Below are 13,752 nucleotides of genomic sequence, written 5' to 3' on the forward strand. Positions count from 1 at the left end.
ATGGACGCGCTCGAAATCCTCTTCACCGCCTCTTTTTGGGTTGCCGCAATCCGCATAGCATCCCCGCTGATCTTCGCGACCATGGGCGAGTTGATCTGCGAGCGCGCCGGCGTCCTTAACCTCGGCATCGAGGGGATCATGACGGCAGGCGCTTTCGCCGGCTGGTTTACCGTATATTCTGGCGGCGATCTTTGGGCCGGCTTGCTGGTCGCTGCCCTTTTCGGCGCCATGTTCGGCCTGCTGCATGCCACGCTCACGGTACCACTCGGCCTGTCGCAACACGTGGTCGGCATCGGTGTTACGCTGCTTGCCACGAGTCTTACTTACTTCATCTATCGTCTTGCGCTGCCCGAGGTGACGTCGCCGCCCAAAATCGAGCCGTTCCAGCCCCTGCCGATCCCGGGCTTGTCCAGCATTCCGGTCGTTGGCGAGGCACTGTTTACTCAGACACCACTGACCTATCTCGCATTCATGTCGGTCGCCGCCGTTGCCTGGATCCTCTATCGCACGCCCATCGGTCTCGCCGTTCGTGCCGCAGGCGAAAATCCGTCAGCGGTCGAAGCGCAGGGCATTTCGGTCACTGGCATTCGCATGGGCGCCGTCGTCGTTGGTAGCGCGCTGATGGCGGTCGGCGGCGCCTTTCTCACCACCTCGGCTTTCAACTCGTTCTTCTTCCAGATGATCAATGGACGCGGTTGGATTTGTATCGCACTGGTCGTCTTCGGCTCCTGGCGGCCAGGTAAGGCGCTGATCGGCGCCATCCTCTTCGCAGCCTTCGATGCCTATCAGGTTCGTCTGCAGCAGATATCCGGCGGCATCGTGCCCTATCAGGTTTTCCTGATGATGCCCTATGCGCTGTCGATCTTGGCGCTGATCCTGGTCGCACGTCGTGCTGCATATCCCAGAGCTTTGATGATCCCGTACCAGAAAGGCGAAAGATGAGCTTCGACCTGATCATAAAAGGGGGCACGCTGCCCGATGGAAACGTCGCCGACATCGGCATCAAGGGAGATAGAATCGCCGCGATCGACCCACGCATCGACGCGCAGGCTGGTCGTGTCATCGATGCCTCGGGCGACCTCGTCAGTCAGCCCTTTGTCGATCCCCATTTCCATATGGATGCAACGCTGTCCTACGGCCTGCCACGTATCAATGCCTCGGGTACGCTGCTCGAAGGCATCGCGCTGTGGGGCGAACTCAAGCCGCTCCTGACCCATGAAGCCGTCAAGGAGCGGGCGTTGGCTTATTGCGACTGGGCGGTCTCGATGGGCCTCCTCGCCATCCGCACGCATGTCGATACCTGCGACGACCGCCTTCTTGCGGTGGAAGCGCTGCTAGAGGTCAAGAAGGAGATCGCGCCCTACATCGACCTCCAGCTTGTCGCCTTCCCGCAGGACGGGTTCTATCGCTCGCCGAATGCGCGCGAAAACACCATCCGCGCCCTCGACATGGGCGTCGATATCGTTGGTGGTATTCCGCATTTCGAGCGGACCATGTCCGACGGCACGCGTTCCGTTACCGAACTTTGCGAGATCGCGGTCAAGCGCGGCTTGATGGTCGACTTGCACTGTGACGAGACCGACGACCCGTTGTCGCGCCATATCGAGCAGCTTGCCTATGAGACCCAGAGGCTCGGCCTGCAAGGCCGGGTGGCTGCCTCGCACCTTACCTCGATGCATTCGATGGATAACTACTATGTCTCGAAGCTGCTGCCGCTGATTGCGGAAGCCGACATCTCAGTGATCCCCAATCCACTCATAAACATCATGCTGCAAGGACGCCACGACACCTACCCTAAACGCCGTGGCCTCACGCGAGTGCCGGACATGCTAAAGGCCGGCATCCGCACCGGCTGGGGTCAGGATTGCGTGCTCGATCCCTGGTATTCCCTCGGTACAGCCGATATGCTCGACGTCGCCTTCATGGGATTGCACGTCGCCCAGATGTCCTCGCCCGCAGACATGCGCACCTGCTTCGACATGGTCACCAAGATCAATGCCGAGATCATGGGACTTGATCATCTCGGCCTAGCCGTAGGCAAATCCGCAAGTCTCGTCGTGCTCGATGCGGGCAACCCCATCGAGGCGGTGCGCCTGCGCGCCGAACGGCTTTGTGTCGTGGCGAAGGGCAAGGTCGTGGCCGAACGCGAAAAGCGCGATACAGCCCTGTCCATCAAGGGCCGCCCCGCGACCATCAACCGCCGCCACATCGTGCCACGGCAATCGTGAGTTACGAATAGTTCGTCAGGCGAGCGGTCAAAGTAGCTCCGCCGGGATTCCTTCCGTGTTGGCCCCACAAGGCGTCCAAGAAGTCGAACAACGATGTCGGAGAAGAATTGGCTTCATCTAAAGCGGGAAATCAGATAGGATTCAACCTGCTCGATATGAGTGGCACCGTGTGTTTCCGGGCGACGCGATCTTCGCTGTGAGACCGTCCGGCCACATTTCCCCGCCGGACTCTCAAAGGAGAGTCGCCATGTCGAAGCCATTGAAGATTGTACTGGAACCGTCAAACGAGGCGGATGCGCAACATGACGTCGCGGTGGCGGCGGCCGTGGAACTCGCAATGGAGTTTTACGGCTGCGACGCCGTGACCGCCGCGGCCAAGCGCGCATTCGAGGCCAGGGACCTCAATCGCGAAAGCCATTACCGGTTCTGGCTTCATATCTTCAAATCTCTGAAATCTGATCCACACCTGATCAACGAAATCTGCCAGCCGGGTGACGAAGCGGCTGCCTGAGGCAGCGCGCATAAACCCAAGCGCGGATTCATAGAGCTTGGGGCTTTCAAGACCGAATCCGATGCAAGCCGCCCGCCAGCTCAGCGAATGCAACACGATTGATATGGATTCCGTATCAATACCGGGAAATCAATATTGGAAATCGCAAGACTGGCGGGCGCAATGTCACCGAACCGACAACACCAACAAAGGGGATCGTCATGAGGTACACTGCGCTGTGCGCACCTGCGATCGTATCAATGGTTTTGGCCGCCAACGGCCACGCCGAAACGCTCATCGTCAACAGCTATGGCGGGCCGTACGAAACCATCATCCGGGAGCGGATCATTGAGCCCTTCGAAGCCAAATTCGGGATCGAGGTTATCTATGACGCCGTCGGTTCGGCCTCACAGGATTATGCCAAGATCAAGGCCACCAACGGGCGCCCCGGTTTCGATGTCGTCGTAATGACCGCTTCTCAATCTCTCGAAGGATGCAAGGAGGGCCTGCTTGAGGAATTCTCTCCAGAGGAGGTTCCCAATCTTGAGCATCTGTCGTCGGTAATCGCCGGCGTCGCTGGCCCCTGTGGCGCGGTTCACGAAGTGCAATATCTCTCGCTTCTTTACCGGACGGACAAGCTGGCGGAGCGTCCGAATTCCTGGAACGCGCTTCTGGATGATGGCCTCAAGGGCAAGATCATCCTGCCGACCTTCCAAAACGTGATGGCCGCCTACCTGATGGAGATCTTCTCGGTCGCCCATGGTGGCGATCTGCTCGAGAACGTCGATCCCGGCTTTGCCGCTATGGCCAAGCTTGCCGGACAGTCGATCGGCTTTGAGCAGTCATCCTCCGTCATGGAAACATACATCAAGAACGGCGACGTCTGGGCCATGCCCTTCTGGAACGGGCGCGCGCAACTTCTCGTCGATAGCGGCTTGCCGGTCGACTATGTCCTGCCGAGGGAGGGTTCGATCCCCTTGCTGGCAACCCTGAACGTGCCGAAGCACGCGGCAAACCGAGACGCAGCTCTCAAGTTCGTCAACTTCTTTCTCGAGAAGACCAGCCAAGAGGCATGGGTCACCGGCTACAAAGTCGGCAGCGGCCGGATCGACATCGAGGTGCCCGCCGATATCCGTGCCAAACAAATCACCACCGAGGCCGATCTGAAGGCCCTTCTGTTGCCCGATCTCGCGGCGGTCGCAACACGGCTCTCCGCCTGGGGCGAACGATGGGAACGTGATGTCGTCGCGGCGGCCAAGTGAGGTAGATCATGGCCGTCATTATTTGCTCCACTCCGACAAAGCCCCCGCGCGTCGGATCCCCTGTCAAAGGACTTCTGCCGCTGATCGCGCCGTCGCTCGTCCTGGTGTTCTTCTTCGCGATACCAATGGGCATGATGATCGGGATCAGCTTTCAAAGTCCAACGGAGGGCAGCCCGACACTTGCGAGCTACAGCCGCTTCTTCAGCAACGATCTGGTCCTTGCGGGCCTCGCCCGCACCGTCGTGATGTCGGGCCTCGTTGCGTTCTGTGTAACCGTCCTGGCCTATCCGCTCGCCTATTATCTGGCACGCTCCACATCGCGCTGGCGAACGGTCATCTTCGCACTTGCCATTGCGCCGGAATTGGCGGGGGTCGTGCTTCGCACCTACGGCTGGCTCATCATTCTCGAAGATCGCGGCTTCATCAATTCCGCCCTGATGTGGACCGGATTGATCACGGAGCCCTTGCCTTTATCGAAGAACCTTCTCGGCGTCGTGGTTGGGCTTACTCACGTCATCCTGCCATTTGGCGTGCTGTCGCTTCTGACGAGCCTGCAGAGTATCAACCCCAATCTGGAAAAATCGGCGCAAATTCTTGGCGCGTCACGACTTGCTGCTATCCGGCACATCATCCTGCCGCTCTCCGTGCCGGGAATCGTAAGCTCTTTCTTGATCGGCTTCACCATGGCCGCAAGCGCTTATGCGACCCCGGCCCTCCTTGGCGGCGCCGGCTTCAAAGTCATGGCCACAATGGTCTACGAGCAGGTGCTGTTCTATCTCGATTGGCCCTTCGCGGCGGTCATGGCGAACGTTCTTCTCATCCTGATGCTGGCCGCCGGCTTCGTCGGATCCAGGCTGGAGTCGCGCCTCCACCAAAAACTTCACCTTTAATCTCGGGAGGCTCCAATGAACCGACTGCTCACATATCTGTTCAGGATGGCGCTTGCCGCCATTCTTGCCTTTATCACCCTTCCGCTGGTGGTCGTCGTTGCGGCCTCTTTCAGTCCAACTTCGGCCGTGACGTTCATCCCGAGCGAATGGACCTTGCAATGGTACGCGGCACTATGGACTAGCCGCTGGCTCGATCCGTTACTACTCAGCGTCGAACTTGCCGTCATCGTATCGCTCGCTAGCGGACTCCTAGGCGTCCTTGGAGCTTACAGCGTCGCCTACGCAAAATGTCCGGGGCATACCGCCATCATGGCGTTCCTCTTGTCACCCATGTCGGTCCCGCAAATCGTCAAGGGCGTGGCGATCGTCCTGTTCCTGTCCTCGGTTGGACTTTACGACCTGCTGGGGACACCCGGCCTTGTAATGGCTCACATCATTCTGACGTTGCCCTACGTCGTGCGTATGGCGGCCACCGCGATGTTCGGCTTCGACAAGCGGCTGGACCGCGCGGCACGCGTACTGGGCGCCAGTATCACGCAGAGGATCCGATACGTGCTGTTGCCGCTGATCCGCTCCGGCCTCTTCTCGGGGATGACCTTCGCCTTCATCATTTCCTTCAATAACATCCCGCTCTCCGTCTTCCTGGTCAGACCCGGTCAGACGACACTTCCGATTACCGTCATCAACCATCTCGAATACAGCCTCGATCCGGTGCTTGCGGCAGTGAATGTCGCGTCACTCCTCTTCATCCTTGGCGTAATCATCCTTTTCGAAAAGATCGGCGGCTTCTCCGCCCAGTTCCACGGAGGTAGCAAATGACAACCATCGATATCGAACTCATTTCCGTCAGCAAGCAGTTTGGTGCAAACCGCATCGTCGACGATATCAGCCTTGCCATCCCGAAGGGAAAATTCGTCAGCATTCTTGGTCCGTCCGGATGTGGCAAGACGACGACCCTGAACATGATCGCCGGATTCGAAGCGCCCTCGAGCGGGCAGATCCGAATTCGTGGCCGCGATCAGGAAGGCGTCCCGCCCGAAGCTCGGAAAATCGGACTCGTCTTCCAGAACTACGCACTCTTCCCGCATATGACGGTCGCCCAGAATGTCGGCTTTGGCCTAAAGATGCAGGGTCGGCCCCGGGAGGAAATCGCCGATGGTGTCTCACGAGCCTTGAAAAGTGTCCATCTCGAGGGCTTTGAGGATCGGTATCCGAAAGAACTTTCGGGGGGGCAACAGCAACGGGTCGCGGTCGCTCGGGCGATTGCGCCCTCACCGTCGGTGCTGCTTCTCGATGAACCGCTCTCAAACCTTGACCTTAAGCTCCGGGAAGCGATGCGCGTCGAACTGAAAGAGATCCAGGAAGATCTCGGCATGACCTTCATCTATGTCACACATGACCAGGAAGAGGCGATGGCCATGTCCGACCGGATTATCGTCATGCAGGGCGGAGTGGTCGCGCAGGAAGGAGCGCCCGCGGACATCTACGCCCGCCCGAGGACCTCTTTCGTGGCGGACTTCATCGGCAAGTCCAATATTCTCCCGGCATCCGCAGAGAACGGGAGCGATCGGAACCTGAAGGTATCCCTCGGCGCAGGAAAGGCTGTGCTCACAGCCCCGCTGGGAGACGACGTCGCTCCTGATAATGTGCGCTTCTGCTGTATCAGACCGGAGGCCGTCAGGCTCGCAGATGCGGCAGGGGCCCTCGACGAACCTGTAAACCGCCTGACAGGCACCGTCCAAAAGGTCGTCAATCTGGGCGCCTATCTCGAGGCCTGGATGCTCGTCGATGGCGGGATCACCTTGAAGTCCATGATCCGCTCGACCCGCATCGAGAAGCTCTCGGCCGGCTGCCGCGTAGAGCTCGCCATCGCCCATTCCGCTGTCCAACTGCTGGAGCAATAGTGACATTCATTGTCATCCATTATCAATGCGAAAGAATTGATATTGGAATACCGATTTATCACTCCGCTAAGCTCTATGTGATCCCGAGCCGGGATCTTCCCACACGGAGGCGAAAGACACACATGAAAACAAGAGTTTCGGCAATCCAGAATGACAGCAACGTCTGCGCAGATATCGTCGGGTTCGATTTCTCCGACTACAACGACGCGGACATTGCGGCAGTTCGATCTTACTGGCTGCAATATGGCGTCATTCGCTTTCGGGCGACCGATATCACAGACCAGCAGCAGGTCGACTTTTCCCGTCACTTCGGGGATTTCGTCATCCATCCTAAGCAATTGCAGGAAGGCGGACACCCGAACCATCGCGAAATCCTGGTGATCAGCAATGTGATGAAGGACGGCAAGCCGAGCGGCGCGCTCGGCAACAGCGAGGCGACGTGGCACACGGACACATGGTTCTACGAGCGCCCGCCCGCCGGCGCCATCCTCAGGGCGATCGAGGTCCCCCCTTCCGGTGGAGACACGTATTTTCTGTCGACCTACCAGGCTTTCGAAACGCTCCCCGAGGAGCTGCGCAGGGCTGTTGAGGGGCGGCAGATCTTCTTCCAGAACGTCTACGACAAGACGGGCAAGTTGCGCCTCGGGAAAGGCGAACCGACGAGCGCGGATTTTCGCGAATGGAGCGGCGTCGTTCATCCGCTGGTTAGAACCCACGGCGAGACGGGCCGCAAAGCGCTTTATCTTGGTGGGACGTCAGAGGGGGCGTGGATCGTCGGCATACCGCTCGATGAAAGCAACGACCTGATCTCAAGGCTTTGGGAGCACACCACCACTACGCCTGAAGTCTTCGTCCAGAAATGGAGCGTGGGCGACATCGTGATGTGGGACAACCGTTGCACGATGCACCGGCGCGATTCATTCGACCCGAACACGATCCGGATTATGCATCGGACGACGACATCCGGCGAGCGCCCGGTCTGATTTGTGAACCACAGGGCAGATCGGAGTCTCATCGATGTCCCAGCCTTACAAGATTGAAAAACAGCCGGAAGCGATACCGGACGCACTGCGAACCCTGCTTGATGGAGTCGAAACCGCAACCATCGGCCACTTCGAATATCTTGGATTTGTTGGGGCAGGAATTGCGCCGGTCTTTCCGGCCAAGGCAATTGGAACGGCAGTCACGGTCGCCGCGCCCGGCCGCGATGGAGCCGTCATCTATACGGCAATCGATCTGCTCAGCCCGGGAGATGTTCTCGTCATCTCCCGGGTCGACCGGGACGACGTGGCCTGCGTCGGCGGCGGTGTCGTTGCTGCTGCCCGAGCGCGTGGCGCCGTCGCCATTATCGTCGATGGTCCTTGCACCGACATCGAGGAGATCCGCGCCAGCCGGTTCCCGGTCTGGTGTCGCGGAGTCTCGTCCAAGACGACCAGCCGCCGGCACCAGATCGGTGGCGCGATCAATGTCCCGATCGCCTGCGGCGGGGCGGCCGTGCTGCCTGGGCATGCGGTCCTGGCAGATACGGAGGGTGTCTTCGTTGCCGATCCCTCCGATATGCGTCGCATCGCCGACGTCGCCCTCGAGCGCCAACAGCGCTCCCTTAAGCTCCGGCCCTACCTTGAGGCCGGCCATTCCATCTTCGAACTGGATCGGATCGTATAATGAAGATTTCCCTCGTCCAGATGAACTCCCAGCCCGACCGCGACAGCAATTTGCGCGCGGCCGAGAGCCTGATGTTGCAGGCAATCGCACGCGATACACCGGATCTCATCGTTCTCCCGGAACATTTCGACTGGTCCGGCGGCACGGTGGCGGAGAAACTGGCGGCGGCTGATCATATGCCGGGCGGCGACGCCTATCGCATGTTGCAGGCGTTCGCCGCCCGGCAAAAGGTCTGGATCCACGGCGGCAGCTTGCTCGAAAGGGTCGATGGAAGTCCGAAGATCTACAACACGACGGTCGTTTTTGACCCAGAAGGTAACGAGGTCGGCCGCTACCGCAAAGTTCACCTGTTCGACATCGAGGCGCCAGATGGCAAGATGTATCGAGAATCCGCCACCGTTGCGCCTGGAGAAAGCCTGTTCGTCTACGAATCCGGCGGTTTCAGGATCGGCTGTGCGATCTGCTACGACCTTCGCTTCCCCCGGCTCTTTGATGCGCTTGCAGACGCCGGCGTCGATGTGGTCATTCTGCCCGCGGCCTTCACGTTACAGACGGGAAAAGACCACTGGGAAGTGCTCTGCCGTGCACGCGCGATCGAGCACCAGGTCTATTTCATCGCCTGTGGTCAGTGGGGAGGCTACACGGCAGCGGACGGAGATCGCCGTTTCACCTACGGCAACTCTCTCGTCTGCGACCCCTGGGGACAGGTCATAGCCCGCGCCGTCGATCAGGTCGGCGTGCTTTCCGCACACCTCGATCTCGACCGTGTGGCAGCAGTTCGCAAGCTTATTCCCGCCGCGTCGCACAAGGTTTCGTTTGTTGATCAGGCACACGTCAACCGAGGTTGCAGCCGCAGTGATCGTTGCAATTCCTCCTGCAGCTCGTCGGCGCAGACCTTCGGGGCACCAATTTCTTCTAGTAGCGCGTAGACAACGCTCCCCTGAAAATGGACTGCCAATCGCCATCATCAGGTAATCGGACCCCAGAAATGACCGCTTTCATCACGCAAACGCTCGGCAGCTATATCGCTGAGGAAGCACTCGCTCGTGTTCCTGGCGACGTCATCGACAAGGGCAAGCTCTGCCTCCTGGACTCCCTGGGCTGCCTGTTCGGCGGGCATCGGCTGCCGATGGCCGGCATGCTGGAGGTACTGCGGGCGGACAGCCAGGTCGCGCCCGCCTCCGGCGGACCTGTCAGTGGCTGTGCCGAACCGGGGGCTGCCGCATTCATCAAGGCAACTTTGATCAATGCGCTCGACTTCGACGACATCTACGAGAAGGGGCATCCCGGAGCCACGGTGATTGCGGCAGCCTTATCGGTCGCTGAGCACACGAAGTCTTCAGGCACAGAATTCCTCGAGGCCGTGATCATCGGCTATGAGGTGAGTTGCCGCGTTGGCATCTCACTTGCTCACGTCCAGCCCAGAAAGGCGATTCACGGCCATGGGACTTGGCAGATATTCGGTGCAGCAGCCGCGGCCGCGAGACTCATGCGTCTCGACGCCGGACGAGCGGCGCATGCGATCGCGATCGCTGCTGCGAATGCGCCAGTGGCGTCCGTCATGAAGACCGTCTACGGAGACACGCCTTCGATGGCGAAGAACAACTTCGGCCTGGCCGCGCAAATGGGCGTCTTGGCCGCCCGCCTTGCCGCTGCCGGCTACGAGGGGCCTTTGGATGTTTTCGAGGGTGAGAGGGGTTTCTGGCGGATGGCGGGCGCCGACGAGTGCCGTTTCGACAAATTGACCAAAAGTTTGGGGGCCACCTACGAAATTCTCCGGGTTGGCTTCAAGCCATTCAGTTGCTGCCGGCTCATCCAAAGCAGTGTCCAGGCCAGCCGCGACGTCGTCCGGATGGCCGGCATTGATCCCGCCGACGGCTTGCATGCCAAGCTGGTCGTGACTGCACCTCCGATCGTGTGCGAACCACCTTTTAGCAAAGTGCGTCCGCGGGACATGTGGGCAGCACAGTTCAGCGCACCGCACGCCATAACCATGGCCGTATTCGGCCTCGAGCCCGGTCCCGACTGGTTCGTGGATGATTGGCTTCATGACGAGATCGCCGGGCGGTTTCAAGACAGTATCGAGCTCAGGCCACATACCAGCCACGCCTCGCATCGAGGCGCTCACGCCGCAAGCGCTTGGTTACAGTTGCGCGACGGGCAAAGTTTCGAAAGGCACGTGGACGTTGCGGAGGGAGAGGCAAGTAACCCCATGCCGAAATCGGCTCTCGAGGGTAAGTTCTTGCGACTTGCGAGCCCGGTCGTGGGAGACAGCGGTGCTTGCGAAGCGATTGATAACGTGTACGCGCTGGATAAGGCGGGATCGCTCCGGACGCTCCTTCGCGTATTGGTCAGCTGATACCGGCATATACCGACATGACGCATTTTGTTCGCAAGCTAAGCCTGCAACCGCAATCAACACCTTGGGGACTGGAGTCCCCACGGTCCTTCCCCCTGGCCTGCATAGCGACCTCAGCGAAGGCGTGCGGGCAGCCAAATTCTCCAGTCATTCGCTGCGCGCCGGCTTGCCCTCCTCGGCCGAAGTCGACGAGCGCCACGTGCAGAACCGCAGCTACCACCGCCGACGCGACCGATTTAGGGTCAATCTGACGAGGGCCTCGGGGCTGTAAGAATCTTACCCCGCCAGCATACGTGCGAGCATATTCTGATGTGGTTATAGCGCGGCGATCAGGATGAGACGGTGGCGACAATCTGGATGAGACTCTTATGTCGCGGTCGGGATGAAGGTATCATGCTGATTGTCGCTGGCAAGAGTCTCGTCGTGTTCTGATTGCCGCTCCGCGACAATCTGGGAAGCACTTTTAATTGTCGCGAAGGCGGCAGGTCTGCCGCGCTGGCGTTTGGCTTCCATGGCGGAACGTCGCCGATAGCTTTCGACGTTCATTTCGAAGATCGTTGCGTGATGAACAAGTCGGTCCACCGCGGCAAGCGTCATGGCTGGGTCCGGAAAGACGCGGTTCCATTCTCCGAAGGGCTGATTGGCGGTGATCATGATGGAACGCCGCTCATATCTTGCGGAGATGAGTTCGAAGAGCACGCTGGTCTCGGCCTGGTCCTTGGTGACGTAGGCCAGATCGTCGAGGACAAGCAGATCGAACTTGTCGAGCTTTGCGATGGCGGATTCGAGCTGGAGTTCACGCCGTGCGACCTGAAGCTTCTGGACGAGGTCGGTCGTGCGCGTGAACAGCACTCGCCAACCGTTCTCGATCAGCGCGAGGCCGATGGCGGCGGCGAGATGGCTCTTTCCGCCACCCGGCGGACCGAACAGGAGGATGTTGGCACCTTTGGCGAGCCAGCTATCGCCGGCGGCAATGGCCATGACCTGGGCCTTGGAGACCATCGGCACGGCGTCGAAGGCGAAGCTCTCGAGCGTCTTTCCAGGCGGCAGATGTGCCTCGGCGAGGTGGCGTTCGATCCTGCGATGCGCTCGCTCGGCCAACTCATGTTCGGCGATGGCCGACAGGAAGCGGGCGGCTGGCCATCCCTCCCGATCGGCCTGTTCGGCAAATTGCGACCACAGTGTTTTGATCGTCGGCAACCGGAGCTCATTCAGCATGATGCCGAGGCGGGCTTCGTCGATTGTGTGAATGCTCTTCATGCGACCTCTCCGGCATAGGCAGCCCCCATCAGGGCTTCATAGCTATTGAGCGATGCGAGTTGCACATGCACGGTCGGCAACTGATCCGGGTCCGGGCCGAAGATCGCTCTCAAGGCCACCAGGTCGGGGAGTTTGTGGGCGTCGAGCGTTCTGGCAAGCTCCTCGGCCAGTTCCCGCTCGCAGCCGCGATCATGCGCCAGCGCCAGCAATTCGACGGTGATCTTGCAAGCCTGCCGGTCAGGCAGTTGCTCGATGAGAGTGTCGAAAGCCCTTCTGTATTCCGGCCGGGGGAAGAGCTTGTCGCGATAGACGAGGTTGAGAAGAGCCATCGGCTTTTTGCGCAGAGAGTGGATGACGTGGTGATAGTTGACGACCTGATCGTGCTTGCCACTCGCATGGGCGCGACCTCGTGGCAGCGTCAGCAGATGCGTGCCGCCGATGAAGACGTCGAGGCGATCGTCAAACAAACGCACACGCAGCCGGTGGCCGATCAAACGGGAGGGGACGGTGTAGAAGACCTTGCGCAAGGCGAAGCCGCCGGTGCGCGACACGGTGACGACCACCTCTTCGAAGTCGGACGTGCGGCGATCGGGAAGCGCCTGCAGATGCGGGCGCTCGGTATCGATGCGCTTGCCATGTGCGGCATTGCGGCGGCTGACGATCTCGTCGACGAAGGCGCGGTAGGAACGGAGATCGTCGAAGTCTCTGGTGCCGCGCATCAGGAGTGCATCGCGGACCGCATTCTTGAGATGGCCGTGAGAACTTTCGATTGAGCCGTTCTCGTGGGCGACGCCCTTGTTGTTACGCGTCGGGGTCATCCGGTAATGAGCGCACAAGTCTTCATAGCGGTTTGTCAGATCGACCTTGGCATCGGCATCAAGGTTGCGGAAGGCGGCCGACAGGCTGTCGCTGCGGTGATAGAGCGGCGAACCGCCGACCGACCACAGGGCATTCTGCAGGCCCTCGGCCAAGGCGACAAAGCTTTCGCCGCCAAGGATGACATGGGCGTGTTCGAAGCCCGACCAAACCAGCCGGAAGTGATAAAGCAGATGGTCGAGCGGCTGACCGGCGATCGTCACGCTGAGGCTGCCCATGTCGGTAAAATCCGACAGCCCCAACCGGCCGGGCTCGTGCGTCTGGCGGAAGATCACCTCCTGTGCCTCACCGTAAGCGGCTCGCCATGACCGGATGCGTCGCTCAAGTGTGCGGCGAATGCCTTCGGGCAATTCCGGATGACGCCGCAGCATCTCGTCATAAACGGCGACCGCACGAATGCCGGGAGCGGCTTTGAGGAGCGGAACGACCTCCGCATCAAAGATATGCGCAAGCGGATCGGGGCGACGCCGACCGCGGGGCGGCTTGTTTTGCGACGGAAGGCGTTGCTCTTTCTCCACACGGAACGCCGTCGCCCGGCTGATCGACGCCTTCGCGGCGGCGACCTCAACAGAATGCGTTTGTCGGTACTTCATGAATAATCTCATCTGATGATCGGTTACATGGCGACCCGGCACAAAGGTGGTTCTCCATTCCAGATAACCACCACCGTAGCGGGCCGACCGCGATCATGAGACGCCGAAAAATTGCGCCGCGGCGGGGGTGTAACTCCGGTCGGGCTACGCCCTCCCTTCGTCACACCCCCGCCGCCGAGTCTCATCCTGATTGACGCTGAATCTCACCTTGATTGTCGCCGCGCA

13 protein-coding genes and 1 pseudogene are annotated in these 13,752 nt (G+C 60.0%); 12 read left to right on the plus strand and 2 right to left on the minus strand.

Features of this window, described 5'->3' with window-relative positions:
* From LAC81_RS34510 to LAC81_RS34565, 12 genes and pseudogenes are all read left to right on the plus strand, one after another.
* A complete protein-coding gene (locus LAC81_RS34510; RefSeq protein ID WP_223729054.1) occupies positions 1 to 942 on the plus strand; it encodes an ABC transporter permease in 942 nt (313 codons plus the stop codon).
* Positions 939 to 2,228, plus strand: a complete 1,290-nt coding sequence (locus LAC81_RS34515) for an amidohydrolase family protein (RefSeq protein ID WP_223729055.1) — start codon at positions 939 to 941, stop codon at positions 2,226 to 2,228. Before LAC81_RS34510 ends, LAC81_RS34515 begins: the two co-directional genes overlap by 4 nt.
* Positions 2,229 to 2,475: 247 nt before the next feature.
* Positions 2,476 to 2,739 carry a hypothetical protein gene (locus LAC81_RS34520; RefSeq protein WP_223729056.1) on the plus strand — a complete coding sequence of 88 codons (264 nt, stop codon included), beginning with the start codon at positions 2,476 to 2,478 and terminating at the stop codon, positions 2,737 to 2,739.
* Positions 2,740 to 2,939: 200 nt separating this feature from the next.
* Complete coding sequence (locus tag LAC81_RS34525; RefSeq protein ID WP_223729057.1) at positions 2,940 to 3,980, plus strand: ABC transporter substrate-binding protein; 1,041 nt, start codon at positions 2,940 to 2,942, stop codon at positions 3,978 to 3,980.
* 125 nt (positions 3,981 to 4,105) lie between these two features.
* A complete protein-coding gene (locus LAC81_RS34530; RefSeq protein ID WP_223730411.1) occupies positions 4,106 to 4,870 on the plus strand; it encodes an ABC transporter permease in 765 nt (254 codons plus the stop codon).
* Between the two features lie 15 nt (positions 4,871 to 4,885).
* The gene (locus LAC81_RS34535; RefSeq protein WP_223729058.1) at positions 4,886 to 5,689 is read left to right on the plus strand and encodes an ABC transporter permease; all 804 of its coding nucleotides are present in this window, start codon (positions 4,886 to 4,888) and stop codon (positions 5,687 to 5,689) included.
* A complete protein-coding gene (locus LAC81_RS34540) occupies positions 5,686 to 6,774 on the plus strand; it encodes an ABC transporter ATP-binding protein (protein WP_223729059.1) in 1,089 nt (362 codons plus the stop codon). Before LAC81_RS34535 ends, LAC81_RS34540 begins: the two co-directional genes overlap by 4 nt.
* 122 nt (positions 6,775 to 6,896) lie before the next feature.
* Positions 6,897 to 7,757, plus strand: a complete 861-nt coding sequence (locus LAC81_RS34545) for a TauD/TfdA dioxygenase family protein (RefSeq protein WP_224393535.1) — start codon at positions 6,897 to 6,899, stop codon at positions 7,755 to 7,757.
* 34 nt (positions 7,758 to 7,791) lie between these two features.
* Positions 7,792 to 8,439, plus strand: coding sequence for an RraA family protein (locus LAC81_RS34550; RefSeq protein WP_223729061.1), 648 nt, complete (start codon positions 7,792 to 7,794; stop codon positions 8,437 to 8,439).
* Positions 8,439 to 9,368: a carbon-nitrogen hydrolase family protein gene (locus LAC81_RS34555; protein ID WP_223729062.1), complete on the plus strand. Its 930-nt coding sequence runs from the start codon at positions 8,439 to 8,441 to the stop codon at positions 9,366 to 9,368. The genes LAC81_RS34550 and LAC81_RS34555 overlap by 1 nt, the downstream gene beginning before the upstream one ends.
* Before the next feature lie 59 nt (positions 9,369 to 9,427).
* Complete coding sequence (locus tag LAC81_RS34560; protein WP_223729063.1) at positions 9,428 to 10,798, plus strand: MmgE/PrpD family protein; 1,371 nt, start codon at positions 9,428 to 9,430, stop codon at positions 10,796 to 10,798.
* A gap of 82 nt (positions 10,799 to 10,880) precedes the next feature.
* Positions 10,881 to 11,069 (plus strand): annotated as a pseudogene (locus tag LAC81_RS34565) (integrase); the annotation flags it as partial.
* A gap of 95 nt (positions 11,070 to 11,164) precedes the next feature.
* Here the strand turns inward: LAC81_RS34565 and istB are convergent.
* Both istB and istA read right to left on the minus strand, forming a co-directional pair.
* Positions 11,165 to 12,058, minus strand: coding sequence for an IS21-like element helper ATPase IstB (gene istB / locus LAC81_RS34570; RefSeq protein WP_223728175.1), 894 nt, complete (start codon positions 12,056 to 12,058; stop codon positions 11,165 to 11,167).
* Positions 12,055 to 13,569 (minus strand): IS21 family transposase, encoded by a 1,515-nt coding sequence (gene istA, locus LAC81_RS34575; protein ID WP_419195845.1) that lies wholly within the window; start codon positions 13,567 to 13,569, stop codon positions 12,055 to 12,057. Before istA ends, istB begins: the two co-directional genes overlap by 4 nt.
* Between the last annotated feature and the right edge of the window lie 183 nt (positions 13,570 to 13,752).

The sequence above is a fragment of the Ensifer adhaerens genome (genome assembly GCF_020035535.1).
Lineage (GTDB): Bacteria > Pseudomonadota > Alphaproteobacteria > Rhizobiales > Rhizobiaceae > Ensifer.

Bases quoted from the DNA above. Each gene is read 5' to 3' on its own strand.
- LAC81_RS34510 (WP_223729054.1), top strand. From the start codon at position 1: ATGGACGCGCTCGAAATCCTCTTCACCGCCTCTTTTTGGGTTGCCGCA.
- LAC81_RS34515 (WP_223729055.1), top strand. From the start codon at position 939: ATGAGCTTCGACCTGATCATAAAAGGGGGCACGCTGCCCGATGGAAAC.
- LAC81_RS34520 (WP_223729056.1), top strand. From the start codon at position 2,476: ATGTCGAAGCCATTGAAGATTGTACTGGAACCGTCAAACGAGGCGGAT.
- LAC81_RS34525 (WP_223729057.1), top strand. From the start codon at position 2,940: ATGAGGTACACTGCGCTGTGCGCACCTGCGATCGTATCAATGGTTTTG.
- LAC81_RS34530 (WP_223730411.1), top strand. From the start codon at position 4,106: ATGGGCATGATGATCGGGATCAGCTTTCAAAGTCCAACGGAGGGCAGC.
- LAC81_RS34535 (WP_223729058.1), top strand. From the start codon at position 4,886: ATGAACCGACTGCTCACATATCTGTTCAGGATGGCGCTTGCCGCCATT.
- LAC81_RS34540 (WP_223729059.1), top strand. From the start codon at position 5,686: ATGACAACCATCGATATCGAACTCATTTCCGTCAGCAAGCAGTTTGGT.
- LAC81_RS34545 (WP_224393535.1), top strand. From the start codon at position 6,897: ATGAAAACAAGAGTTTCGGCAATCCAGAATGACAGCAACGTCTGCGCA.
- LAC81_RS34550 (WP_223729061.1), top strand. From the start codon at position 7,792: ATGTCCCAGCCTTACAAGATTGAAAAACAGCCGGAAGCGATACCGGAC.
- LAC81_RS34555 (WP_223729062.1), top strand. From the start codon at position 8,439: ATGAAGATTTCCCTCGTCCAGATGAACTCCCAGCCCGACCGCGACAGC.
- LAC81_RS34560 (WP_223729063.1), top strand. From the start codon at position 9,428: ATGACCGCTTTCATCACGCAAACGCTCGGCAGCTATATCGCTGAGGAA.
- istB (WP_223728175.1), bottom strand. From the start codon at position 12,058: ATGAAGAGCATTCACACAATCGACGAAGCCCGCCTCGGCATCATGCTG.